Annotated in this window: 18 protein-coding genes; 13 read left to right on the top strand and 5 right to left on the bottom strand. The window is 72.6% G+C overall.

Annotated elements, in window-relative coordinates; all coding sequences use genetic code 11:
* From ACIP4X_RS31755 to ACIP4X_RS31805, 11 genes are all read left to right on the top strand, one after another.
* Nucleotides 1-667, top strand: a 667-nt coding sequence (locus ACIP4X_RS31755) for a methyltransferase (RefSeq protein ID WP_401351622.1), incomplete at its 5' end; no start/stop codon positions are given.
* The gene (locus tag ACIP4X_RS31760) at nucleotides 664-3,240 is read left to right on the top strand and encodes a polynucleotide kinase-phosphatase (RefSeq protein ID WP_391457229.1); all 2,577 of its coding nucleotides are present in this window, start codon (nucleotides 664-666) and stop codon (nucleotides 3,238-3,240) included. The genes ACIP4X_RS31755 and ACIP4X_RS31760, both read left to right, overlap by 4 nt.
* 109 nt (nucleotides 3,241-3,349) lie before the next feature.
* A complete protein-coding gene (locus tag ACIP4X_RS31765) occupies nucleotides 3,350-4,579 on the top strand; it encodes an arginine deiminase (protein WP_358735010.1) in 1,230 nt (409 codons plus the stop codon).
* A gap of 129 nt (nucleotides 4,580-4,708) precedes the next feature.
* Nucleotides 4,709-5,311 (top strand): cupin domain-containing protein, encoded by a 603-nt coding sequence (locus ACIP4X_RS31770; RefSeq protein ID WP_391457227.1) that lies wholly within the window; start codon nucleotides 4,709-4,711, stop codon nucleotides 5,309-5,311.
* Between the two features lie 171 nt (nucleotides 5,312-5,482).
* Nucleotides 5,483-6,580, top strand: a complete 1,098-nt coding sequence (locus ACIP4X_RS31775) for an ABC transporter substrate-binding protein (RefSeq protein ID WP_358735014.1) — start codon at nucleotides 5,483-5,485, stop codon at nucleotides 6,578-6,580.
* A 3-nt stretch (nucleotides 6,581-6,583) separates the two neighbouring features.
* A complete protein-coding gene (locus ACIP4X_RS31780) occupies nucleotides 6,584-7,462 on the top strand; it encodes an ABC transporter permease (protein WP_358735016.1) in 879 nt (292 codons plus the stop codon).
* On the top strand, nucleotides 7,459-8,250 hold the full coding sequence (locus ACIP4X_RS31785) for an ABC transporter permease (protein WP_358735018.1): 792 nt from the start codon (nucleotides 7,459-7,461) through the stop codon (nucleotides 8,248-8,250). The genes ACIP4X_RS31780 and ACIP4X_RS31785 overlap by 4 nt, the downstream gene beginning before the upstream one ends.
* Complete coding sequence (locus tag ACIP4X_RS31790) at nucleotides 8,240-9,412, top strand: ATP-binding cassette domain-containing protein (protein WP_391457223.1); 1,173 nt, start codon at nucleotides 8,240-8,242, stop codon at nucleotides 9,410-9,412. Before ACIP4X_RS31785 ends, ACIP4X_RS31790 begins: the two co-directional genes overlap by 11 nt.
* Nucleotides 9,409-10,812: an NAD(P)/FAD-dependent oxidoreductase gene (locus ACIP4X_RS31795; protein ID WP_401351626.1), complete on the top strand. Its 1,404-nt coding sequence runs from the start codon at nucleotides 9,409-9,411 to the stop codon at nucleotides 10,810-10,812. Before ACIP4X_RS31790 ends, ACIP4X_RS31795 begins: the two co-directional genes overlap by 4 nt.
* 16 nt (nucleotides 10,813-10,828) lie before the next feature.
* Nucleotides 10,829-11,215: a cupin domain-containing protein gene (locus ACIP4X_RS31800; RefSeq protein ID WP_358735023.1), complete on the top strand. Its 387-nt coding sequence runs from the start codon at nucleotides 10,829-10,831 to the stop codon at nucleotides 11,213-11,215.
* Nucleotides 11,212-12,858 carry an amidohydrolase gene (locus tag ACIP4X_RS31805; RefSeq protein WP_401351628.1) on the top strand — a complete coding sequence of 549 codons (1,647 nt, stop codon included), beginning with the start codon at nucleotides 11,212-11,214 and terminating at the stop codon, nucleotides 12,856-12,858. The genes ACIP4X_RS31800 and ACIP4X_RS31805 overlap by 4 nt, the downstream gene beginning before the upstream one ends.
* 9 nt (nucleotides 12,859-12,867) lie before the next feature.
* Here ACIP4X_RS31805 and ACIP4X_RS31810 read toward each other — a convergent pair whose 3' ends face one another.
* The 4 genes from ACIP4X_RS31810 to ACIP4X_RS31825 are packed head-to-tail and all read right to left on the bottom strand — an operon-like array spanning nucleotide 12,868 to nucleotide 19,185.
* Nucleotides 12,868-14,088: a cytochrome P450 gene (locus ACIP4X_RS31810; protein WP_401351630.1), complete on the bottom strand. Its 1,221-nt coding sequence runs from the start codon at nucleotides 14,086-14,088 to the stop codon at nucleotides 12,868-12,870.
* Between the two features lie 31 nt (nucleotides 14,089-14,119).
* The gene (locus ACIP4X_RS31815) at nucleotides 14,120-15,343 is read right to left on the bottom strand and encodes a cytochrome P450 (protein ID WP_391457216.1); all 1,224 of its coding nucleotides are present in this window, start codon (nucleotides 15,341-15,343) and stop codon (nucleotides 14,120-14,122) included.
* A 49-nt stretch (nucleotides 15,344-15,392) separates the two neighbouring features.
* Nucleotides 15,393-18,680 carry an amino acid adenylation domain-containing protein gene (locus tag ACIP4X_RS31820; protein WP_401351632.1) on the bottom strand — a complete coding sequence of 1,096 codons (3,288 nt, stop codon included), beginning with the start codon at nucleotides 18,678-18,680 and terminating at the stop codon, nucleotides 15,393-15,395.
* 49 nt (nucleotides 18,681-18,729) lie between these two features.
* Nucleotides 18,730-19,185, bottom strand: a complete 456-nt coding sequence (locus ACIP4X_RS31825) for a pyridoxamine 5'-phosphate oxidase (RefSeq protein ID WP_358735032.1) — start codon at nucleotides 19,183-19,185, stop codon at nucleotides 18,730-18,732.
* Between the two features lie 127 nt (nucleotides 19,186-19,312).
* Between ACIP4X_RS31825 and argF the strand changes: the two genes are divergently transcribed.
* Nucleotides 19,313-20,320, top strand: a complete 1,008-nt coding sequence (gene argF, locus ACIP4X_RS31830; RefSeq protein WP_358735033.1) for an ornithine carbamoyltransferase — start codon at nucleotides 19,313-19,315, stop codon at nucleotides 20,318-20,320.
* 129 nt (nucleotides 20,321-20,449) lie between these two features.
* Nucleotides 20,450-21,901: an amino acid permease gene (locus ACIP4X_RS31835; protein ID WP_391457210.1), complete on the top strand. Its 1,452-nt coding sequence runs from the start codon at nucleotides 20,450-20,452 to the stop codon at nucleotides 21,899-21,901.
* Here ACIP4X_RS31835 and ACIP4X_RS31840 read toward each other — a convergent pair.
* The gene (locus tag ACIP4X_RS31840; protein ID WP_401351635.1) at nucleotides 21,861-22,352 is read right to left on the bottom strand and encodes an ATP-binding protein; all 492 of its coding nucleotides are present in this window, start codon (nucleotides 22,350-22,352) and stop codon (nucleotides 21,861-21,863) included. The genes ACIP4X_RS31835 and ACIP4X_RS31840 overlap by 41 nt on opposite strands.
* Nucleotides 22,353-22,393 lie beyond the last annotated feature (41 nt).

Consider the following 22,393-nt stretch of genomic DNA (forward strand, 5'->3'; position numbering starts at 1 on the left):
CGAGACCGAGGAGAAGCCGACTCCGCTGGCCGTGCGGCGACGGGACGCGATCGTCGCCGCGCTGCACGAGCACGGGGCCGCCCGGGTCCTCGACCTCGGCTGCGGACAGGGCCAGTTGGTGCAGGCGCTGCTGCGGGACGCGCGGTTCACGGAGATCGTCGGCGTCGACGTGTCGGTACGGGCGCTCACCATCGCCGCCCGGCGGCTCAAGCTGGACCGGATGGGGGAGCGGCAGGCCGCCCGTGTCACGCTGCGGCAGGGCTCGCTCGTCTACACCGACAAGCAGCTCAAGGGCTACGACGCCGCCGTGCTCAGCGAGGTGATCGAGCACCTCGACCTGCCCCGGCTGCCCGCCCTGGAGTACGCGGTGTTCGGCGCCGCCCGCCCCCGCACCGTCCTCGTGACCACCCCGAACGTCGAGTACAACGTCCGCTGGGAGACCCTCCCCGCCGGACACGCCCGGCACGGCGACCACCGCTTCGAGTGGACCCGTGAGCAGTTCGCCCAGTGGGCGCACGCGGTTGCCGAACGCCACGGCTACGAGGTCGGGTTCCGCCCCGTGGGCCCCGACGACCCCGAGGTCGGACCGCCCACCCAGATGGCCGTGTTCACCCTCGGCACCACCAACGACAGCAGCGACAGCGAGAAGGAGGCGAAGGCGGCATGACCGAGACACAGACCCCCGAGCGCACAGGACGCGTCCTGCCCGTGACCGACCTCTCCCTGGTCGTCCTCGTCGGCGCCTCCGGCTCGGGCAAGTCCACCTTCGCCCGGCGCCACTTCAAGCCCACCGAGGTCCTCTCCTCGGACTTCTGCCGCGGACTGGTCTCCGACGACGAGAACGACCAGGGCGCCACCCGCGACGCCTTCGACGTGCTGCACTACATCGCCGGCAAGCGCTTGGCCGCCGGCCGCCGTACCGTCGTGGACGCCACCAGCGTGCAGCAGGACGCCCGGCGGCAGCTGATCGACCTCGCGAAGAGCCACGACGTGCTGCCCATCGCCATCGTGCTAGACGTGCCGGAGGAGGTGTGCGCCGAGCGCAACGCGGCCCGCGCCGACCGGGCCGACATGCCGCGCCGGGTGATCCGGCGGCACACCCGCGAACTGCGGCGCTCCCTGCGGCACCTGGAGCGCGAGGGCTTCCGCAAGGTGCACGTGCTGCGCGGAGCCGAGGAGGTCGAGAACGCGTCCGTCGTCACAGAGAAGCGCTTCAACGACCTCACCCACCTCACCGGACCGTTCGACATCATCGGCGACATCCACGGCTGCTCGTCCGAACTGGATTCCCTGCTGGCCAAGTTGGGCTACGCCGACGGAACGCACCCCGAGGGCCGTACCGCCGTCTTCGTCGGCGACCTCGTCGACCGCGGCCCGGACAGCCCCGGTGTGCTGCGCCGGGTGATGTCCATGGTCGAGTCGGGCGACGCGCTGTGCGTGCCGGGCAACCACGAGAACAAGTACGGGCGCCACCTCAAGGGCCGCAAGGTCCAGCACACCCACGGACTCGCCGAGACGATCGAGCAGATGGAAGGGGAGAGCGAGGAGTTCAAGGCACGGGTAAGGGAGTTCATCGACGGTCTGGTCAGCCACTACGTCCTCGACGGCGGGCGGCTCGTGGTCAGCCACGCCGGTCTGCCGGAGAAGTACCACGGCCGCACCTCGGGCCGGGTGCGCTCGCACGCGCTCTACGGCGACACCACGGGGGAGACGGACGAGTTCGGCCTGCCGGTGCGCTACCCGTGGGCGGAGGACTACCGCGGGCAGGCGGCCGTGGTCTACGGCCACACCCCGGTCCCGGCGGCCACATGGCTCAACAACACCATCTGCCTGGACACCGGCGCGGTGTTCGGCGGCAGGCTGACCGCGCTGCGCTGGCCGGAGCGGGAACTTGTCGACGTACCGGCCGAGCGGGTCTGGTACGAACCGGCCAGGCCGCTGCGCACCGAGGCGCCCGGCGGGCACGACGGGCGTCCGCTGGACCTCGGCGACGTGCACGGCCGCCGGGGCGTCGAGACCCGGCACGCCGGACGGGTCGCGGTGCGCGAGGAGAACGCGGCGGCGGCCCTGGAGGTCATGAGCCGCTTCGCGGTCGACCCGCGGCTGCTGCCGTACCTGCCGCCCACCATGGCGCCGACGGCGACGTCGAAGGCGGAGGCCCGCGGCGGAGCCGCTGACGGACTCTTCCTGGAGCACCCGCAGGAGGCGTTCGCCCAGTACCGGGAGGACGGGGTGGCCCGGGTCGTGTGCGAGGAGAAGCACATGGGCTCGCGGGCGGTGGCCCTGGTCTGCCGGGACGCGGAGGCGGCGCGGACACGGTTCGGAGTGGACGGTGCGACGGGTTCGCTCTGCACCCGCACCGGACGCCCCTTCTTCGACGACCCCTCGGTCACCGAGGAGATGCTCGGGCGGCTGCGCGCGGCGGCCACCGAGGCGGGCCTGTGGGCGGACCTCGACACCGACTGGCTGCTGCTCGACGCCGAGCTGATGCCGTGGTCGCTGAAGGCCTCCGGGCTGCTGCGCTCGCAGTACGCGGCGGTCGGCGCGGCCGCCGGAGCGGTCTTCCCGGACGCGCTGGCCGCCCTCGAAGGAGCCGCGGCGCGCGGCGTCGATGTGACGGACCTGCTGGGCCGGCAGCGTGAACGGGCCGCCGACGCGTCCGCGTTCACGGCCGCCTACGGTCGCTACTGCTGGCCCACCGACGGCCTGGACGGAGTCCGCCTGGCACCGTTCCAGATCCTGGCGGTGCGGGGCCGCAGCCTGGCCGGACTGCCGCACGACGAGCAACTGGCGCTGATCGACCGGCTCGTGGAGCACGACGCGACCGGTCTGCTGCAGACCACCCGCCGCCTGTACGTCGACGTGGCCGACCCGGAGTCGGTGCGGGCGGGCGTCGACTGGTGGCTGGAGATGACCGGACGCGGCGGCGAGGGCATGGTCGTCAAGCCGCTGGGCGCGCTGGTGCGCGGCGAGACAGGACGGCTGGTGCAGCCCGGCATCAAGTGCCGCGGACGCGAGTACCTGCGGATCATCTACGGTCCCGAGTACACCCGCCCGGACAACCTCGCCCGCCTGCGTCATCGCTCCCTCCACCACAAGCGCTCCCTGGCCATACGCGAGTACGCCCTCGGTCTGGAGGCCCTGGACCGGCTGGCCGACGGCGAGCCGCTGTGGCGGGTGCACGAGGCGGTGTTCGGTGTGCTCGCGCTGGAGTCCGAGCCGGTGGACCCGCGTCTGTGACGGGGTGGCCCGCCGCTTCGGGTCACTCTCGTCAGGATGACGAAAAAAGGAGGCCGTGGAAACAGGTGCGCGAAGGGTGAAACCGGCCGCCGTTGGCCAGGATGGAGGCATGGGATTCCATGTCGACTCCGAGGCCGGGCGGCTGCGCCGGGTCATCCTGCACAGGCCCGACCTCGAGCTCAAGAGGCTCACCCCCAGCAACAAGGACGCCCTCCTCTTCGACGACGTGCTGTGGGTGCGCCGGGCGCGTGCCGAACACGACGGGTTCGCCGACGTGCTGCGCGACCGCGGGGTCGTCGTGCACCTCTTCGGCGACCTGCTGACCGAGGCGATGGAGATCCGGTCGGCCCGCTCGCTCGTCCTGGACCGGGTCTTCGACGAGAAGGAGTACGGGCCGCTCGCCACCGATCACCTGCGGGCCGCCTTCGAGACCCTGTCCGCCGGCGAACTGGTCGAGGCCCTGGTCGGCGGCATGACCAAGCGGGAGTTCCTGGCCGCACACGAGGAGCCGACGTCCGTGCGCTTCCACGCCATGGAACTGGACGACTTCCTGCTCCGGCCGTTGCCCAACCACCTCTTCACCCGCGACACCTCCGCCTGGATCTACGACGGCGTGTCCATCAACGCCATGCGCTGGCCCGCCCGGCAGCGCGAGACCGTCCACTTCGAGGCGATCTACCGCTACCACCCCCTCTTCCGGGACGAGTCGTTCCACCTGTGGTCCGAGGGGCAGGCCGACTACCCGTCCACCATCGAGGGCGGCGACGTGCTCGTGATCGGCAACGGCGCCGTGCTCATCGGCATGAGCGAGCGCACCACGCCCCAGGCCGTCGAGATGCTCGCGCACAAGCTGTTCGCCGCAGGTTCGGCCCGGACGATCGTCGCGCTCGACATGCCCAAGCGGCGGGCCGTGATGCACCTCGACACCGTGATGACCATGATCGACGGCGACACGTTCACGCAGTACGCCGGGCTCGGCATGCTCCGCTCGTACACCATCGAACCGGGCTCAGGGGACAAGGAGTTGAAGGTCACCGACCACCCGGCGGAGCACATGCACCGCGCGATCGCGGCCGCGCTGGGGCTCAGCGAGATCCGGGTCCTCACCGCCACCCAGGACGTGCACGCGGCCGAGCGCGAGCAGTGGGACGACGGCTGCAACGTCCTCGCCGTCGAACCCGGCGTCGTCGTCGCCTACGAGCGCAACGCCACCACCAACACCCACCTGCGGAAGCAGGGCATCGAGGTCATCGAGATCCCCGGCAGCGAACTGGGCCGGGGCAGGGGCGGCCCGCGCTGCATGAGCTGCCCGGTCGACCGGGAGGCCGTGTCCGGCTAGCCGCGTACGCGGGGGATCACGTTCCGGTGACGGCGAGGAGAGGGTCTTGTCTCGCAGGTCACGTCGGCGTACGGTCCGTATCACCCCAGCGAACAAAGTGTTCGCTGAAGATGTATCAGGTGTTCGCTCATGACTGATCGTTCGTTGCCGGGCCCCTCCGGTGGTGACACCGACGGTGCCGCCGACGCGGCGCTGGGGGCCCGCATCCGGGAGTACCGGATGATGCGGCGGATGTCGCTGCGGGCCCTGGGGGAGGCGGCGCAGGCCAGCCCGGGGTTCCTCAGCCAGCTGGAACGCGGGCAGGTGAACTGCTCCATCGGCATGCTGCGGCGGATCGCCGACTCGCTCGGTCTGACCGTGGCCGACCTGTTCGACCAGGACGGCCGGCCCGGTCCGAGGGTGGTGCGCAAGGCCGACCGGCCGATGCTGCACACCGCTCCAGGAAGCCGCAAATTACTCATCTCGCAGCGCCCGCTCAGCCATCTGGAGGTCTACGCGGGCGAGTTCGACCCCGGAGCCTCCACCGGTGACGACGCCTACACCCATGGCGACTCCCAGGAGATCCTCCTGGTGATCAGCGGCGGCGTACGGGTCGAGCTCGACGGCCGGGCCCACGACCTGGAGGCCGGCGACAGCATCGAGTACCGCTCCTCGGTGCCGCACCGCGTGGCCAACCACCACGAAGGCCCCGCCGAGATCCTCTGGATCATCAGCCCGCCGACCCCGGACTGACCCCCCCGCCCCGCACCCGACTGCCCAGCCCCGTACGCCGCACCCCTCTTCACCGCGCCCTTCCCGCGCGGTGCCCCGCCGCCGTGCGTCCGCGCGCCGTGCCCTCTCGGTCCTCTTGTGTCTTCGCCGTCCTCCTTGGAGACAGTCATGCCCGGAATATCACGCAAAATCATGGGGTGTGCCGCTGCCGCCGGCGCCCTGCTGCTGACCCTCACCGGCTGCGCCGGCACCGGCCCGGCCGCCGCCGACGTCGACCTCGGCCCAGGACCGGCCGTGGCCGGCCAGGTGAAGAAGGGCGCGCTCGACGGCGTCACCCTCACCTTCACCTCCTACGGCGGCATCTACCAGGACGGCCAGGAGGCCGCCGCCGTCAAGCCGTTCGCCTCCGAGTCCGGGGCGAAGGTCCTCTCCGACGGACCCACCGACTACACCAAGGTCAAGGCACAGGTCGACGCCAAGAACGTCACCTGGGACGTGGTGGACGCCGACACGCTCTGGGCCAAGCGCCAGTGCGGCAAGATGTTCATGCCGCTCGACAAGGACATCGTCGACACCTCCAAGCTGCCCGAGGGCACGGAGGACAAGTGCTCCGTGCCGGCCATGAGTTACGGCGTCGTCCTGATGTACGACAAGAAGAAGTTCGGCGACAACCCGCCGAAGGACTGGGCGGACTTCCTCGACACCAAGAAGTACCCCGGCAAGCGCGCGATCCCCGGCTTCGCGTCCGATGCGGCCCCGGGAGCGCTGGAGGCGGCGCTGATCTCCGACGGGGTCGCCCCCGGCCAGCTGTACCCGCTGGACGTCGACCGGGCCCTGAAGAAGCTGACGAGCGTCCGCTCCTCGCTGGTCTTCTGGGACACCGGCGCCCGGTCCCAGCAACTGCTGGAGTCCGGTGAGGTCTCCATGGCGATGGTGTGGTCCGGCCGCGCCTACTCGGCGGTCAAGAACGGCGCCCACTTCGCCCCGCAGTGGAACCAGTTCCTGCCGGTCTCCGACTCTCTCGCCGTCCCCGTCGGCGCCAGGAACCCGAAGGCCGCCATGGCGCTGATCAACTACTACCTGGGCGCCCGCCAGCAGACCAAGCTCACCGAGCTGACCTCCTACTCGCCGATCAACACCGACGCCAAGCCCAAGCTCGACACGCTCGGCACGCAGTACCTGACCACCACCCCCGAGCGGCAGGCGCAGGCGCTCCAGGTCGACAACGACTGGTGGGCGAAGAACCAGGAGCAGGTCATCCAGAAGTGGTCCGACTGGCTGGCGCGGTAACCCATGACAGCCCTGATCGAGATCGCCTCCCCGGCCACCGGCGGCCGGCCCCGCAAGGGCGCCGGCGGCCGGTGGGGATGGCTGCTGCTGCCCGCGCTGGTCCTGCTGGCCGTGCTCTTCCTGGTGCCGCTGGGCCTGATGGCCTGGCGCAGCGTCAGCGAACCGACGCCCGGCGCGGGCAACTACTCCTGGTTCTTCACCAGCGACGTCGCCCTCGCCACGCTGGTGCGCACCCTGACCGTCGGCGCCGTCGTCACCCTGGTGACGCTCGTGCTGTCCTACCCGTACGCCTACCTGATGACCGTCGTCGGCGCGCGGGCGCGGATCTGGCTCACGCTGCTGGTGCTGCTGCCGTTCTGGACCAGCCTGATGGTGCGCACCTTCGCCTGGGTGGTGCTGCTCCAGGACAGCGGCGTGGTCAACCAGATCCTCGGCACCGTGGGTCTCGGCCCGCTCCAGCTGATCCGCACCCCCACCGGCGTGGTGATCGGCATGTCGCAGGTGCTGATGCCGTTCATGGTGCTGCCGCTGTACGCGGTGATGAGCGGCATCGACCGCCGGCTCCTGGACGCCGCACAGGGCATGGGCGCCCGCCCGGCGATCGCGTTCCTGCGGGTGTTCGTGCCGCTGTCGCTGCCCGGGGTGGGCGCCGGCGCGCTGACCGTGTTCATCACCTCGCTCGGCTTCTACGTCACCCCGGCGCTCCTCGGCTCGCCCGACCAGGCGCTGATCTCGCAGCAGATCTTCACCCAGGTCAACGGGCTGCTGGCCTGGGGCCGCGGCGGAGCGATGGGCGTGGTGCTGCTGGCGGTGACACTGGTCCTGCTGGGACTGGTCGGCGTCGTCCTGCGTCTCACCCGCGGCCGGGGAGGTGCCCGATGAGGACCGCACCCGCGCGGATCGCGCTCTGGGCGTTCAGCGCGCTGGTGGGCCTGTGGCTCATCGCGCCGACGCTCGTGGTGATCCCGCTGAGCTTCACCGACAAGGCGTCCCTGGTGTTCCCGCCGAGCGGCTGGTCCACCCGCTGGTACACCAACTTCTTCACCGACCCCCGGTGGACCGAGGCGCTGTTCTCCTCGCTCCAGGTCGGCGCCCTGGTCGCGGTGGTGGCCACCGCCCTGGGCACCGCCGCCGCGATCGCGCTCACCCGCTCCGGCTCACGCTGGGTCAAGGCGTCGTACGGGCTGCTGCTGGCCCCCATGATCGTGCCGACCGTGGTCGTCGCCATCGGCGTGTACGCGCTCTTCCTCCAGTACAACCTGCTGGGCACCCTGCTCGGCTTCGTCACCGCCCACACCGTGCTGGCCCTGCCGTTCGTGATCATCCCGGTGACGGCGAGCCTGCGCGGCTTCGACCGGCGCCTGGAGGACGCCGCACTGATCTGCGGCGCCACCCGGTGGGGAGCCATCCGGCAGGTGACCCTGCCGCTGATCGCCCCGGGCGTCGTCTCCGGTGCCCTGTTCGCCTTCGTCACCAGCTTCGACGAGGTCGTGGTCTCGCTGTTCATCCAGAGCCCCTACCTGCAGACCCTGCCGGTCAGGATGTTCGCCAGCGTGACCCGGGACACCGACCCCACCATCGCCGCGGCCGCCACCCTGATCATCGTCTTCACCACGGTGCTCGTACTGGCCGCCACCTTCGCCACCGCCAGGAGGAACCGTGTCCGCTGAGACCAGCCTCATCAAGGCGCGCGGAGCCCGTATCGAACTGGCGCAGGTGCGCAAGGAGTACGCGGACTCCGTCGCCGTCGACGACGTCTCCCTGGTGATCGAGCCGGGCGAGTTCATGACCCTGCTGGGCCCCAGCGGCTCCGGCAAGACCACCACCCTCAACATCATCGCCGGGTTCACCGCCGCCACCTCCGGCACGCTGACCGTCGGCGGCAAGCAGATGCAGGACCTGCCGCCGCACCGGCGCGACATCGGCATGGTCTTCCAGCACTACGCGCTCTTCCCGCACATGACCGTCGCGGAGAACGTCGCCTTCCCGCTCAAGCAGCGCAAGGTGCCGAAGGCCCGCCGCGCCGAGATGGTCGAGGCGGCCCTGGAGACCGTACGGCTCGGCGGCTACGGCCACCGCAGGCCGCGCGAACTGTCCGGCGGACAGCAGCAGCGCGTCGCCCTGGCCCGCGCCGTGGTGTACGAGCCGAGCGTGCTGCTGATGGACGAGCCGCTCGGCGCGCTCGACAAGAAGCTGCGCGAGTCCCTCCAGCTGGAGATCAAGCGGGTGCACCAGGAGGTCGGCTCCACCTTCGTCTTCGTCACCCACGACCAGGAGGAGGCACTCGTCCTGTCGGACCGCATCGCCGTCTTCGACGACGGGGGCATCCAGCAGGTCGGCACCGCGAGCGAACTCTACGAACGGCCCCGCAGCCTCTTCGTGGCCGAGTTCCTCGGCGAGTCCTCCACCGTCCGGGGCCGCGTCGAGGCGGACGGCGACGACTCCCGCGTGCGGGTCGGCGACCGCACCGTACGCGTCGCCGGCCGGCTGCCCGGCGGCGGTCCGGCCGCCGTCGTGGTCCGGCCCGAGCACCTGCGGGTGCAGCCGGCCGCCGAGCCCGCCGCCCCCGGCGTCAACGCGCTGCCCGCCCGCGTCACCCAGGAGATATACCTGGGCTCCGGCCGCAAGCTCGAACTCGCCCTGCCCGACGGCACCGTGCTGCTCGCCCGCGAGCAGGCCGACCGGCTCTCCGGCGTCCGCCACGGCGACGAGGTCACCGTGGTCTGGGACGTCGAACGCGGCGTCCTGCTCGACGACCCCTCCGGCACCACCCACCCACCCACTTCAGGCGACCGGACCCCGGTCGCCGCCGCGGAAGAGAGCGGACGATGAGCACCACTCCCGCCACCAGCCCCACCTTCGTCAACGGCGACGTCTCCTTCTGGTTCCGGGAGGGCGGCGTCCCCGCCCGCCGCCCCGCCCTGCCCGGCGACCTGGACGTCGACATCGCACTCGTCGGCGGCGGCTACACCTCCTTGTGGACCGCCTACTACCTCAAGAAGGCCCAGCCCGACCTCAGGATCGCCGTCCTGGAGAAGGAGTTCGCCGGCTTCGGCGCCTCCGGCCGCAACGGCGGCTGGCTCAGCGCCGAACCGCCCGGCCAGATGCGCCGCTACGCGAAGTCGCACGGCCGGGAGCAGGCCGTCGCCCTGCAGCGGGAGATGTTCTCCTCCGTCGACGAGGTCATCCGGGTCGCCGCCGAGGAGGGCATCGACGCCGACATCCAGAAGGACGGCCTGCTGCACGTCGCCACCAACGCCGCCCAGGAGCGGCGGCTGCGCGAAGGGCTGCCCACACTGCGCGCCGAGGGCTGGGGCGAGGACGACCTCGTCGAACTCGACGCGGAGCAGCTCGCCCGGCGGGTCCGCGTGGCCGGCGCCCGCTACGCCCAGTGGAGCCCGCACTGCGCCCGCATCCAGCCCGCCAAGCTGGTCCGGGGCCTGGCCGACGTGGTGGAGCGGATGGGCGTCGCGATCTACGAGGGCACCGAGGTCACCGAGATCCGCCCGCGCGAGGCGGTCACCACCCACGGCACCGTCCGGGCGTCGTACGTCATCCGGGCGCTGGAGGGGTTCACCGCCGGGCTGCGCGGCCACCGCCGGGTCTGGCTGCCGATGAACAGCAGCATGATCGTCACCGAGCCGCTGCCCGCCTCCGTGTGGGAGGAGATCGGCTGGCGCGGTGCCGAACTCATCGGGGACGAGGCCAACTCGTACTGCTACATCCAGCGCACCACCGACGGCCGCATCGCCATCGGGGGGCGCGGCATCCCGTACATGTTCGGCTCCCACGTCGACCAGCGCGGCGAGACCCGGGACGCCACCCAGGCGCAGCTCCTGGCCATCCTCCGGCAGCACTTCCCGGCCACCGGGAACGTCGCGATCGACCACACCTGGTCCGGAGTGCTGGGCGTGCCGCGCGACTGGTGCGCCACCGTCCACCTGGACCGGGACACCGGCCTCGGCTGGGCCGGCGGCTACGTCGGGCACGGCGTGACCACCACCAACCTCGCCGGACGCACCCTGCGCGACCTGATCCTCGGTCAGCAGACCGACCTCGCCCGGCTGCCCTGGGTGGGCCGCAAGGTGCGCGGCTGGGAGCCGGAGCCGCTGCGCTGGCTCGGCGTGCGCAGCCTCTACGTCGCCTACCGCGCCGCCGACCGGCACGAGAACTCCGGTCTTGAGCGCACCTCCGTCATCGCACGCGTCGCCAACGTCATCAGCGGACGCTGAAAGGAGCGGTGAACCCATGGACACCGACACCACCGCACTCGTCCCCCCCGTCGCCTTCCTCGCCGACGCGGCGAGCGCCGACCTGCCCCCCATGGCGCCCAAGCCCACCAGCACCACCGGCCAGCGGGAGACCACCCGCACCCTGTGGCAGTCGCCCGACGGGCTGGCCGAGATCGGCGTCTGGGAGTGCGACCCCGGCCACTTCACCGCCACCCGCGAGGGCTACGACGAGTTCTGCCAGGTGCTGACCGGATCCGCCACCGTCCGCACCGAGGACGGTGAGGACGTCGAGCTGCGTCCCGGCGCCACCCTCGCGATGCCGGCCGGCTGGCGCGGCACCTGGCAGGTCCACGAGACCCTGCGCAAGGTGTACGTGCTGCGCACCCACGGGGCCGGCGCATGACCCTCGTCCTGCACGGCGGCCGGGTCTGGACCGGCGACCCGCGGCGCCCCGACGCCACGGCCGTCGCCGTGTCCGGCGGCCGCATCTCGGCCGTCGGCACCGACGCCGAGGTGCGCGAGGCCGCCGGACGCCCGGCCGAGACGTTCGACCTGGCCGGCCGGACCGTGGTGCCCGGCCTCCAGGACGCGCACATCCACCCGGTCTGGGGCGCCCTGGAGGCGCTGCGCTGCGACCTCACCCGCGCCACCGACGCCGAGGGCTGCCTCACGGCCGTCCGGGAGTACGCGGCCGCCCACCCCGGCCGGGCGTGGATCCTCGGCGGCGGCTGGAGCATGGACTGCTTCCCCGGCGGCTGGCCCACCCGCGAGCCCCTGGACGCCGCCGTACCGGACCGGCCGGTGTTCCTGCCCAACGCCGACCATCACTCCGCGTGGGTCAACTCGGCGGCACTGGAGCGCGCCGGGATCGACGCGGCCACCCCGGACCCGCCCGCCGGACGGATCGAGCGCGACGCGGCCGGCCGGCCCACCGGCGTGCTGCATGAGAGCGCCATGGACCTGGTGGCCCGGTTGCTCCCGCCGGACACCGCCGAGGACCAGCTCGCGGCGCTCGGCCACGCGCAGACCCATCTCTTCCGGTACGGCATCACCGGCTGGCAGGACGCCATCGTCGGCGCCTACGGCGGGGCCGGCGACACGCTCGCCGCCTACCGGCGGGCCGACGCGGAGGGACTGCTGAAGGCCCGGGTCACCGGCGCCCTGTGGTGGGACCGCGACCGCGGTCTCGAACAGCTCGACGACCTGGTGGCGCGGCGCGGCGAGCCCGGCCGCCGCTTCCGGGCCGGCGCCGTGAAGGTGATGCAGGACGGCGTGCTGGAGAACGGCACCGGCGCCCTGCTGGAGCCCTATCTGGACTCCTGCGGATGCGCCACCGGCAACCTCGGCCACTCCAACGTGCCCGCCGCACTGCTCGCCGACGCGGTGACCCTGCTGGACGCCGCCGGGTTCCAGGTGCACTTCCACGCGATCGGCGACCGGGCGGTGCGCGAGTGCCTGGACGCGGTCGAGGCCGCTGCCGCCGCCAACGGCGCCCGCGAGCGGCGCCACCACATCGCCCATGTGCAGTTGGTCGACGACGCGGACATCGCCCGCTTCGCCGCCCTCGGCGTGACGGCCAACGTGCAGTCGCTGTGGGCGACCCACCACCAGCAGACCGACGAGCTGACCAACCCGCTGCTGGGCGAGACGCGGGCCGGCCGGCAGTACCCCTTCCGCCGGCTGCTGGACAGCGGCGCCCGGCTCGCCGGGGGCAGCGACTGGCCGGTCACCACGGCCGACCCGTGGCAGGCCATGCACGTCGCCGTGCACCGCACCGAACCGCCCGGTTCGGCGCACACCGGATGGCCGGGCGCAGACCGTCCGTTCGTGCCGCACGAACGGCTGGAGCTGACCGACATCCTGCGCGCCTACACGGCCGGTTCGGCCTGGGTGAACGGCAACGACGACGAAGTCGGCCTGCTGCGCGAGGGCATGGCGGCCGACCTCGCCGTGCTCGACCGGGACCTGTTCGCCCCGGACACCGACGTGGCCGGCACCCGCGCCGTGCTCACCCTGGTCGCGGGGGAGGCGGTGCACACCGCGTGAGCGGCGGGTTCACCAGTTGACCGGGAGGGTGAGCGGCGACTTGCTCGGTGACTCGTCCTCCCAGATGGGGCGGTGGCCCTCGGCCAGGCGCAGATCCGGGAGCCGGTCGAACAGCGCCTCCAGGCACACGGTCATCTGCGCCCGCGCCAGATGGGAGCCGATGCAGTTGTGCGCCCCGCGGCCGAAGGTGAGATGGGGGTTGTCCGCGCGGCACAGGTCGAGCCCGTCGGCGTCGGTGAACACGCGCTCGTCGCGGTTGGCCGCGGCGAGCACGGGCAGCACGGCGTCGCCCGCGCGGATCGTCCGGCCGTGCAACTCGATGTCCTCGACGGCCTGGAGGACGACGACCCCGTTCATCACCGGCACGTAGCGCAGGAGTTCCTCCACCGCGCCCGGCAGCAGGGCGCGGTGGTCGCGCAGCCGCGCGTACGCGCCGGGCAGGGTCAGCAGGGTCAGCACCGCGTCGGCCAGGAACATGGTGCTCGTGCGGTATCCGGCGACCAGCATGGACAGCCCGAAGTTCACCGCGCTCTCGTGGTCCAGAGCGCCACGATCGCACTCCCCGACCAGCCGGGTGAGCATGTCGTCGCCGGGCTCGCGCCGCTTCCGGTCGAGCAACGAGGTGACGAACTCGCGCAGTTGGGCCGTGGCCTCGCGGCCCTCCTCCAGGGTGAGGATGGCGCCGAGTGCCGCGTCCGCCCTGGGCAGGAAGTAGTCGCTGTCCTCGTAGGGGATGCCGACCAGGTCGCACATCACCATGACGGGGAAGGGCTCGATGAACCGGACGACCAGGTCGCCGGGCTGGTCCCCGGCGACGAACGGATCGAGCAGCCGGTCGGCCGACTCCCGGATGCGCGGCATCCACCTGCGCACCGACCGGACGCTGAACGGCTCGCTCAGGGCCCGGCGCAGCGCGGCGTGCCGGGGGCCCTCCAGCTCCATCATCGTGACCAGGCCGGGCTCGTCCCCGGGGACATGGCCCGGACGGGGCGGCCAGTCGGTGATGCTCGGCCTGATCAGCCGGGCGTCGGCGACCAGTTCCTTGACGTCGTCGTAGCGGGTGACGTACCAGGCGGTGGCGCCGATCGGCAGCCTGACCCTGGCCAGGGGGCATTCCCGGCGCAGCCGCCGGTACTCCTCGGGCGGGCCCATGGTGCCCGGCGGCGGCAGGGGCAGCTCGATGACGGGCACGGCGGGCACGTCGACGGCGGGTTCCGGCGTGGTGTTCACGGGTGACCTCCCCTGGCGCCTGCGGGTGGGCTCACCAGCCGACCGGGAGGGTCAGCGGTGACTTGGTGACGGACTGGTCGTCCCAGAGCGGCTGTTGGCCCCGGGCCGGGCGCAGCTTTGGGAAGCGGTCGAGCAACGCCTCGATTCCCACGGTCAGTTCGGCGCGCGCCAGGTGCGCGCCGACGCAGTTGTGGGTGCCCCGGCCGAAGGCGAGGTGGGGGTTGTCCGCGCGGCACAGGTCGAGCCCGTCGGCGTCCGCGAACGCGCTCCCGTCGCGGTTGGCGGAGGCCAGCACGGGGATGACGGCGTCGCCCTCGCGGACGGTCTGCCCGCCCACCTCGATGTCCTCGGTGGCGAGCAGCATCACGGTGCCGTTCATCACCGGCATGTACCGCAGGAGTTCCTCCACCGCGCCGGGCATGAGGTCGCGGTGGTCGCGCAGGCGGGCCCACTGGTCCGGCCGGTGCAGCAGGGTGTGCACCGAGCCGGCCAGGAAGAAGCCGCTGATGCCGAAGCCGACCGTGAGCATGGAGAGCCCGAACGCCGTCACCTCGTCGTCGGTCAGCGTCCCGTCCTCGGCCTCGCGGACCAGCAGGGTCAGGACGTCGTCGCCGGGCCGGCTCCGCTTCCGCGCGATCAGCTCGGTGATGTACGCGCGCAGCAGGTCGGTGACCCTGCGTCCCTCCTCGGCGGTCACCATGCCGCCGAGGGCGGCGTCCAGGACCGGCAGGAACCAGTCCCGGTCCTGCCAGGGGATGCCCACCAGGTCGCACAGCACGAGCAGCGGGAACGGCTCGGTGAACCCGGCCACCAGGTCGCCGGGAGGGCCGCCCGCCGCGAACTCCTCCAGCAGCCGGCCGGCGAGCGCGCGGATGCGCGGCAGCCGGTCCCGGACGGCTCCCGCGCTGAACGCCGGGGCCACGGACCTGCGCAGGGCCAGATGCCGGGGGCCGTCCAGCTCCGCCATGGTGACCAGGCTCGGCCCGGCGTCGGCGTCCGGTCCGGGACGCGGCGGCCAGTCGTTGATGGTCGGCCTGATCAGCCGCGGGTCGGCGAGCAGCGCCCGGACGTCCTCGTACCGGGTGACGTACCAGGCGGTCGCGTCCATCAGCAGCCCGACCCTGGCCACGGGACGGCTCTCCCGCAGCCGCGCGCACGTCTCGGGCGGCCCCAGGGTGCCGGGCGGCGGCAGCGGGAAGTCCAGGACGTCCGCCGCGGGGCCGCTCGCCCGCGCGCCGGGTGACTGTGGGGTCATGCTGGCTCCTCTGGCATCGGCTGCGGGAGTCGGGCCACCGCGGCACCGGCTACGGGCGCTCGATGTAGCCGGTGGCGTAGAAGTACTCCAGGTAGCGGTCCAGCAGGTCCGCGTCGACGGGCGGGCAGCTCAGGCCCGTACCGGCCAGGTCGCGTTCGACGTTGTCCCGTCCCACGGACGGGAAGGTGCCCTCGAAGTACATCTCCTTGACGGACATGTCCGCCTGCTTGCAGCGGTCCACGCACAGGGAGACGAACGGGGCGGTGGGACTCGTGGGGTGCCGCGCGACATGGCGGACGAGGTCGTCCACCCACTCCTCGTAGGGGAGCCGCCGGATCCGGTGGCCGCCGGCGTCCATCCGGTCGAGCATGTCGCGCAGGCTCGCCGGGCGGGGGTTGGTCATGTGGTAGGTCCGGTGGGTGGTGCGGTGCCCGGTGGCGATGTGCACCACCGCCTCGGTGAGGAAGTCCACCGGGACGAAGTCCAGCGGCAGCGGGATGTCGGGGGCGAGACCGGTCTCGGTGATCGTCTTGAACAGCGAGCAGATCGCGGTGTCGGTGTTGCACGCGCCGGTGCGCCGGTCGCCGGTGATCTCGTACGGCCGGTGGACCGCCACCGGCAGGCCCTGGCCGGCGGCGTCCCGCAGCACCTCCTCGGCCACCCACTTGCTCTCGGCGTAGCCCATGGTGAGCCGGTCGGCGTGATCGAGCGGCAGATCCTCGTCCACGTGCCGCACGCCTGCGGTGCCGAAGCCGGCGAGCACCGCGATGGTGGAGAAGAAGTGCACGGGCACGGCCCGCTGGGCCGCCAGGCGTACGAGGTGCCGGGTGCCCTCCACGTTGGCGCCGCGCAACGCCTCGTACGGGTAGAGGAAGTTGACCTGCGCGGCGGCGTGCAGCACCAGGTCGAGGGTGCCGGCCAGTTCCTCGGCGCGGCCCGGTTCCAGACCGAGGCCGGGCTCGGTGAGGTCGGCGGGGAAGCACACGACGCGGTCGGCGGCCTCCGCGCCGGCGAGGCCGAAGCGGGCCAGGTTCCGCATCACCTTCCGCCGGGTGTGCGCGGCGTCGCGGCCGCGCACCGGGCAGTGCACCCGGGCGCCGGTGCGTCGCAGCAGCCGGTCGAGGAGGAAGGCGCCGAGGAAACCGGAGGCCCCGGTCAGCAGCACCTCCCCGGGGTGCCGCCAGTCCGGTTCGGGGCCGCGCGGCGACGGCAGGGCGAAGCCGAGCCGTGCCTCGGCGCGGAAGTCCACGGTGCCGGTCTCGGGGGCCGCCCGGGCCCTTCGGCCCGCGACGGAGGTGAGGGTGGCGACGGCGGCGGTGAAGTCCTCCAGGGTGGGGGAGCGCAGCAGGCTGTGGACCAGGGTGCGGCCGTGCCGGGCGTCGAGGCCGAAGGCGGCCAGGGTGCGGGTGACGACCTCGGCCGCCAGCAGGGAGTCCCCGCCGATGTCGAAGAAACCGTCCCCGGGCGCCGGGCGCACACCCAGCACCACCTGCCACACCCGCGCGACCGTCTCCTGCGGGTTCGGGCCCGGACCCGCAACCGGACCCGGACCCTGCCCGGGACCCGCCGGTGCGCTGGCCGTCTCCGTGCCGGTGCCGGTGCCGGTGCCGGTCCCGGTGCCGGTGTCCGTGCCCGAAACCGGACCCGGACCTCGCCCGTGACCCGCCGGTGCGGTGGCCGTCTCCGTGTCGGTGTCGGTGTCGGTGTCGGTGTCGGTGCCGGTGTCCGTGTCCGTGCCGGTCCCGGTGCCCGTCGCTCCCGGCACCGTGTGCGAGGCCCTGCCCGTGGCCGGCCCCGCCAGCAGGCGCAGCCTGCGGCGGTCCACCTTGCCGCCCGGGGTCACCGGGAACCGCCCCACCTCGACCAGTCGCGCGGGCACCGCCGCCGCGGGCAGCCATGCCGTGAGCGCGCCGCGGATGCGGTCCAGCGACAGCGCCCGGCCGGGCCGGGCCGGTGTCACGTAGCCGACCAGGCTCTCGCCCTCCAGCTCCACGACGGCCTCGCCCACCGTGTCGTCCGCGCGCAGCCGCGCCTCTATCTCGTCCGGCTCGATGCGGTGCCCGCGCAGTTTGATCTGCCGGTCCACCCGCGCCCGGTACTCCAGGACGCCGTCCGCGCGCCGCACCACCCGGTCGCCGGTGCGGTAGAGCCGCGTACCGGGCTCGAAGCGGTTGTCGACGAAGCGCTCGGCGGTCAGCTCGGGGTCGCCGAGGTAGCCCAGCGCGAGCCCGTCCCCGCCGACGAGGAGTTCGCCCTCCTCACCGGCGTCCGCGAGCGTGCCGTCCGCCCGGACCACGTAGCAGGTGGAGTTCTCCAGCGGCCGGCCGATCGGCACCGCCGTCGCCTCGGGCGGCAGGCCGTCCACCAGGTGCGCGGTGGAGACCACGCTGTTCTCGGTCGGACCGTAGAAGTTGACCACGGTGGTGTCCGGGCAGGCCGCCAGGATCGCGCGGGCCAGCTCGGGGTCCATCGCCTCGCCGCCGGCCGAGGCGAACCGCAGCGAGCGCAGCGCCGACGGCCTGGTGCGCCCGATGTGGTGGAACACCCCGGTGGTCAGGTAGGCGATGCTGACCCGCTCGGACAGCAGCCGGGACTCCAGGGCGGCCGGGGACAGCAGCTCCTCCTGATCGGCGATCACCACGCAGGCCCCGGCGAGCAGCGGGGACCAGATCTCGATCGTGGAGGCGTCCGAGGAGAGGCCGTAGGCGTGGAGCACCCGCTCACCGGGCCGCGGGCGTTGCCACACCAGATCGGAGGCGGCCAGCCGGACCACACCGCAGTGCGGGACCGCCACGGGTTTGGGACGGCCCGTCGAGCCGGAGGTGAACATCACATAGGCGCAGTCACCGGCGCGTGCCCCGGTCCGGGGGAGCGCGACCGGGGTGCTTGGCGCCGACCCGTTCAGCGCGATGCGGGTACGCACCCGCCGGATGCGGCAGACGCTGCCGGGCAGCGTCACCACGGTGTGCACCCCGGCGTCCTCCGCCATCGCCTGGAGCCGCCCGGGCGGGGAGGCGTCGTCGAGCGGTACGTAGGCCGCACCGGCCTTGAGGATGCCCAGAAAGGCGACCAGCGCCTCCAGGGAACGGCCTCCGCACACGCCGACCCCGTCGCCGCGCCGCACCCCGGAGCCGAGCAGCCGGGCGGCCAGCGCGTCGGAGCGGTCCTTCAGCTCGCCGTAGCTCATGCTGCGGCCGTGCTGGACGGAGGCGGTCGCCCGTGGGCGCAGCGCGGCTCGGGCGTCGAACAGCTCGTGCAGACAGCGATCGCGCGGGTACCACAGCGTTCCCGCGTTCCACGCCGGCGCCACCGGAAGCGTCATGGTGTCAGTGACCATCGGGATGTCCCGTCTGTGCTGGCACGTGAACCGCCCGCCGCACGGAGGACTACGACTCGAACTCCTCGGCGAAGGCGGAGAAGTCGGCCGTCCTCCATCTCTCGGGCCGCATGCGGATGAGGATGTCGTCGACCAGCTGCTCCTGGTTGGCCGCCAGGTAGGCCGCCGCGGTCTCCGCGTCCAGGTACCGGCGGGCCAGCGCCTCCTGCTCGGCCCGTGGCAGCGGATCCTCGACGCCCACGACCGGCCCCTCCACGCTCACATAGCGATACGGTGCCGACTCGTCCTGCGCGCAGAGGCTGAACCGCCCGGCGCCGCGGATGAGGCGGGCCTTCAGCGACTGCCGCCCGGTCGCGATCGTCACCGGACCGCCGGGACGGTAGGAGTACCAGAGCGGGACCAGCAGCGGTCCACCGCCGTCACGGGGGTCGTCGACCCCCAGGATTCCCACGTGGAGGCCGGCAAGGAACTCTTCCCGGTCTTCGACCGACATCCTGAGATCCATGACTCCCAGAGTTCAACAGACCCGGGCGGTTCGCATCCCGGACCCCGGCCACTCTGTATAGAAATGTGGAGCTTCGTATAGACTTCCATGGTCCGCAGTCCTTCCCCCGTCCCCAGGAGACTCCCCGATGGTGCACGTCCCGACCGGTCTGACCGGCCGCCACTTCCTCAAGGAGCTGGACTTCACCGAGGAGGAGTTCCGCGGCCTGGTCGGGCTGGCCGCCGAGCTGAAGGCCGCCAAGCGGGCCGGGACCGAGACGCCGTACCTGCGGGGCCGCAACATCGCGCTGATCTTCGAGAAGACCTCGACGCGCACCCGCTGCGCCTTCGAGGTCGCCGCCGCCGACCAGGGCGCCTCGACGACGTACCTCGACCCGTCCGGCTCCCAGATGGGGCACAAGGAGTCCGTCAGGGACACCGCCCGTGTCCTCGGCCGGATGTTCGACGCGATCGAGTACCGGGGCGACAGCCAGGACACCGTCGAGGAACTCGCCGCGCACGCCGGCGTCCCCGTCTACAACGGGCTCACCGACGACTGGCACCCCACCCAGATGCTCGCCGACGTGCTCACCATGACCGAGCACTGCGCCAAGCCGCCGCGCGAGACGGTCTTCGCCTACCTCGGCGACGCCCGCTTCAACATGGGCAACTCCTACCTGGTCACCGGCGCCCTGCTCGGCATGGACGTACGGCTCGTCGCCCCCAAGAGCTACTGGCCCGCCCCGGCGGTCGTCGACCGGGCCCGCGAGCTGGCCGCCTCCAGCGGCGCGCGCGTCACCCTCACCGAGTCCCTGGAGGAGGGCGTGCGCGGCGCCGACTTCGTCGCCACCGACGTCTGGGTCTCCATGGGGGAGCCCAAGGAGGCCTGGGACGAGCGGATCGAGGCGCTGGCCCCGTACGCGGTGACGATGGACGTGCTGCGCGCCACCGGCAACCCGGACGTCAAGTTCCTGCACTGCCTGCCCGCCTTCCACGACCTCGGCACCGAGGTCGGCCGCGAGATCCACGAACGGCACGGCCGCACCTCCCTGGAGGTGACCGACGAGGTCTTCGAGTCGGCCCACTCGGTCGTCTTCGACGAGGCGGAGAACCGGCTGCACACCATCAAGGCGATCATGGTCGCCACCCTGGCCTGACCGGCCGTCCGTCGGACCCGCGGCCCGGAGCCACCCCCTTCCGCCGCCGCCACGCGACCTCCCCCCGCACCAGCGGGGTACACACCCCCGAGGCCGCCCCGCACCACCAGAAACGAGCACCACCCCCGCATGTCCGCTCCCCGCATCAAGTCCCCGGCCCTCCTCGTCGCCGAGTCCGGTGCCGACAGCGCCGGCCACGGCCTCAAGCGCACGATGGGCCTGTTCCAGCTCGTCTGCTTCGGCATCGGCGCAGTCGTCGGCACCGGCATCTTCGTCGGCCTGTCCGACTCGGTCGCCCAGGCCGGCCCCGCCGTCGTCGTCTCCTTCGTCCTGGCCGCGATCACCTGCGTGTTCACCGCCTTCTCCTTCGCCGAGCTCGGCGGCGCGATCCCCGTCTCCGGATCCTCGTACTCCTTCGCCTACGCGGGCCTGGGCGAGACCACCGCCTTCCTGGTCGGCTGGTGCCTGCTGCTCGAGTACGGCATCTCCATCTCCGCGGTCGCCGTCGGCTGGAGTCAGTACGTCAACGAGCTGCTGCACAGCCTCACCGGATGGCAGCTCCCGGCCGCCCTCTCCGCCGGACCCGGCGACGGCGGGGTCGTCAACGTCCCGGCCGTCCTCGTCATCGCCATGGCCTGCCTGCTGCTGGTGCGCGGAGTGCGCGAGAGCGCCCGGGCGACCGCCGCGATGGCCGTGCTCAAGCTCGCCATCCTCGTCGCCTTCTGCGTGATCGGGTTCTCCGCCTTCAAGCACGGCAACCTCACCCCGTTCTCGCCGGCCGGCCTCGGCGGCATCGGCGCGGGCACCACGGCCGCGTTCTTCTCCTACATCGGCTTCGACGCGATCACCACCGCGGGCGAGGAGGCCAGGAACCCGCGCCGGGACGTCCCGGTCGCCATCCTCGTCTGCATCGGCCTGGTCACCCTGCTGTACTGCGCGGTCGCGCTCGCCGCGATCGGCGCCATCGGCGGCGACCAGGTCGGCGGCCGGCCCGCGGCACTCTCGTACGTCGTCAACACGGTCACCGGCTCCACGGTCGGCGGCGCCGTGATCGCCTTCGGCGCGGTCGTCGCCATCGCCTCCGTGGTGCTGACCGTGACGTACGCCCAGTCCCGCATCCTGATGTCGATGTCGCGCGACGGGCTCGTGCCGCCCGTCCTTCAGAAGGTCTCGCCGCGCACCTCGGTGCCCGTCGCCGGCACCCTGATCGTCGGCGTGGTCTTCGCGATCCCCGCAGCGTTCGCCTCGCTGGACGTCGTGGTCAACCTGTGCACCATCGGCACGCTCGCCATCATGGGCGTCGTCAACATCGCCGTGATCACGCTGCGCCGCCGCGAGCCGGGCCTCGCCCGCACCTTCCGGGTGCCGCTCTACCCCGTGCTGCCGGTGCTCGGCGTCGGCTGCTCGCTGTACCTGATGTACGAGACCGGCTGGACCACCTGGCTCCAGTTCGCCGGCTTCCTCGTGGCCGGGCTGCTGGTGTACGCGTTCTACGGCCGCCGGCACTCCCGGCTGGCGGCGACGGCCGGGGCCGCGGAGGTCACGCCGGACGCAGCCGAGGCGGACCGGCGGACAGCCTGAACCACACCGCCTTGCCCGAGGCGGTCGCGCGGTGCCCGCAGGCCGAGCTGAGGGCGCGGATCAGCAGCAGGCCGCGCCCGTGCTCCTGCCAGGGGTCCGGGGCGGCGAGGCCCGGCCGGGTCAGGCCGCCGGGCGGTTCCGGATCCGGATCGTGCACCTCGACATGGCAGCCGGTCGGCAGCAGCTCCACCACCAGCTCTATCGGGCCCGGGCCCACGGCGTGCTCCACGGCGTTCGCGACCAGCTCCGCGGTCAGCAGCTCCGCGGTGTCGCAGTCGGCCGTGTGCTCCAGCTCCGTCAGCGCCGTCCGCACCAGGGCGCGCGCCACCGGCACGGCGGCCGCCGAGTGCGGCAGCGCGACGCGCCAGGACGAATGGGGCGGCACGAAGTGCCTCCGTGAGGGGCGGTGGTCGGGCGACGGTTGGGACGGAGCTGAAGGGTGCTCGGGCAAGGCGGATCCGTTCGGGGCGGGGGGCGTCCCGGCGGCGGCCA

Source organism: Streptomyces sp. NPDC088817 (assembly GCF_044750345.1).
Taxonomy (GTDB): Bacteria; Actinomycetota; Actinomycetes; order Streptomycetales; family Streptomycetaceae; genus Streptomyces.

Coding starts and splice junctions, on each gene's coding strand:
- ACIP4X_RS31805 (WP_401351628.1), top strand. CDS start 11,212: ATGACCCTCGTCCTGCACGGCGGCCGGGTCTGGACCGGCGACCCGCGG.
- ACIP4X_RS31835 (WP_391457210.1), top strand. CDS start 20,450: ATGTCCGCTCCCCGCATCAAGTCCCCGGCCCTCCTCGTCGCCGAGTCC.
- ACIP4X_RS31780 (WP_358735016.1), top strand. CDS start 6,584: ATGACAGCCCTGATCGAGATCGCCTCCCCGGCCACCGGCGGCCGGCCC.
- ACIP4X_RS31820 (WP_401351632.1), bottom strand. CDS start 18,680: ATGGTCACTGACACCATGACGCTTCCGGTGGCGCCGGCGTGGAACGCG.
- ACIP4X_RS31770 (WP_391457227.1), top strand. CDS start 4,709: ATGACTGATCGTTCGTTGCCGGGCCCCTCCGGTGGTGACACCGACGGT.
- ACIP4X_RS31800 (WP_358735023.1), top strand. CDS start 10,829: ATGGACACCGACACCACCGCACTCGTCCCCCCCGTCGCCTTCCTCGCC.
- ACIP4X_RS31815 (WP_391457216.1), bottom strand. CDS start 15,343: ATGACCCCACAGTCACCCGGCGCGCGGGCGAGCGGCCCCGCGGCGGAC.
- argF (WP_358735033.1), top strand. CDS start 19,313: ATGGTGCACGTCCCGACCGGTCTGACCGGCCGCCACTTCCTCAAGGAG.
- ACIP4X_RS31765 (WP_358735010.1), top strand. CDS start 3,350: ATGGGATTCCATGTCGACTCCGAGGCCGGGCGGCTGCGCCGGGTCATC.
- ACIP4X_RS31785 (WP_358735018.1), top strand. CDS start 7,459: ATGAGGACCGCACCCGCGCGGATCGCGCTCTGGGCGTTCAGCGCGCTG.
- ACIP4X_RS31795 (WP_401351626.1), top strand. CDS start 9,409: ATGAGCACCACTCCCGCCACCAGCCCCACCTTCGTCAACGGCGACGTC.
- ACIP4X_RS31760 (WP_391457229.1), top strand. CDS start 664: ATGACCGAGACACAGACCCCCGAGCGCACAGGACGCGTCCTGCCCGTG.
- ACIP4X_RS31775 (WP_358735014.1), top strand. CDS start 5,483: ATGGGGTGTGCCGCTGCCGCCGGCGCCCTGCTGCTGACCCTCACCGGC.
- ACIP4X_RS31825 (WP_358735032.1), bottom strand. CDS start 19,185: ATGGATCTCAGGATGTCGGTCGAAGACCGGGAAGAGTTCCTTGCCGGC.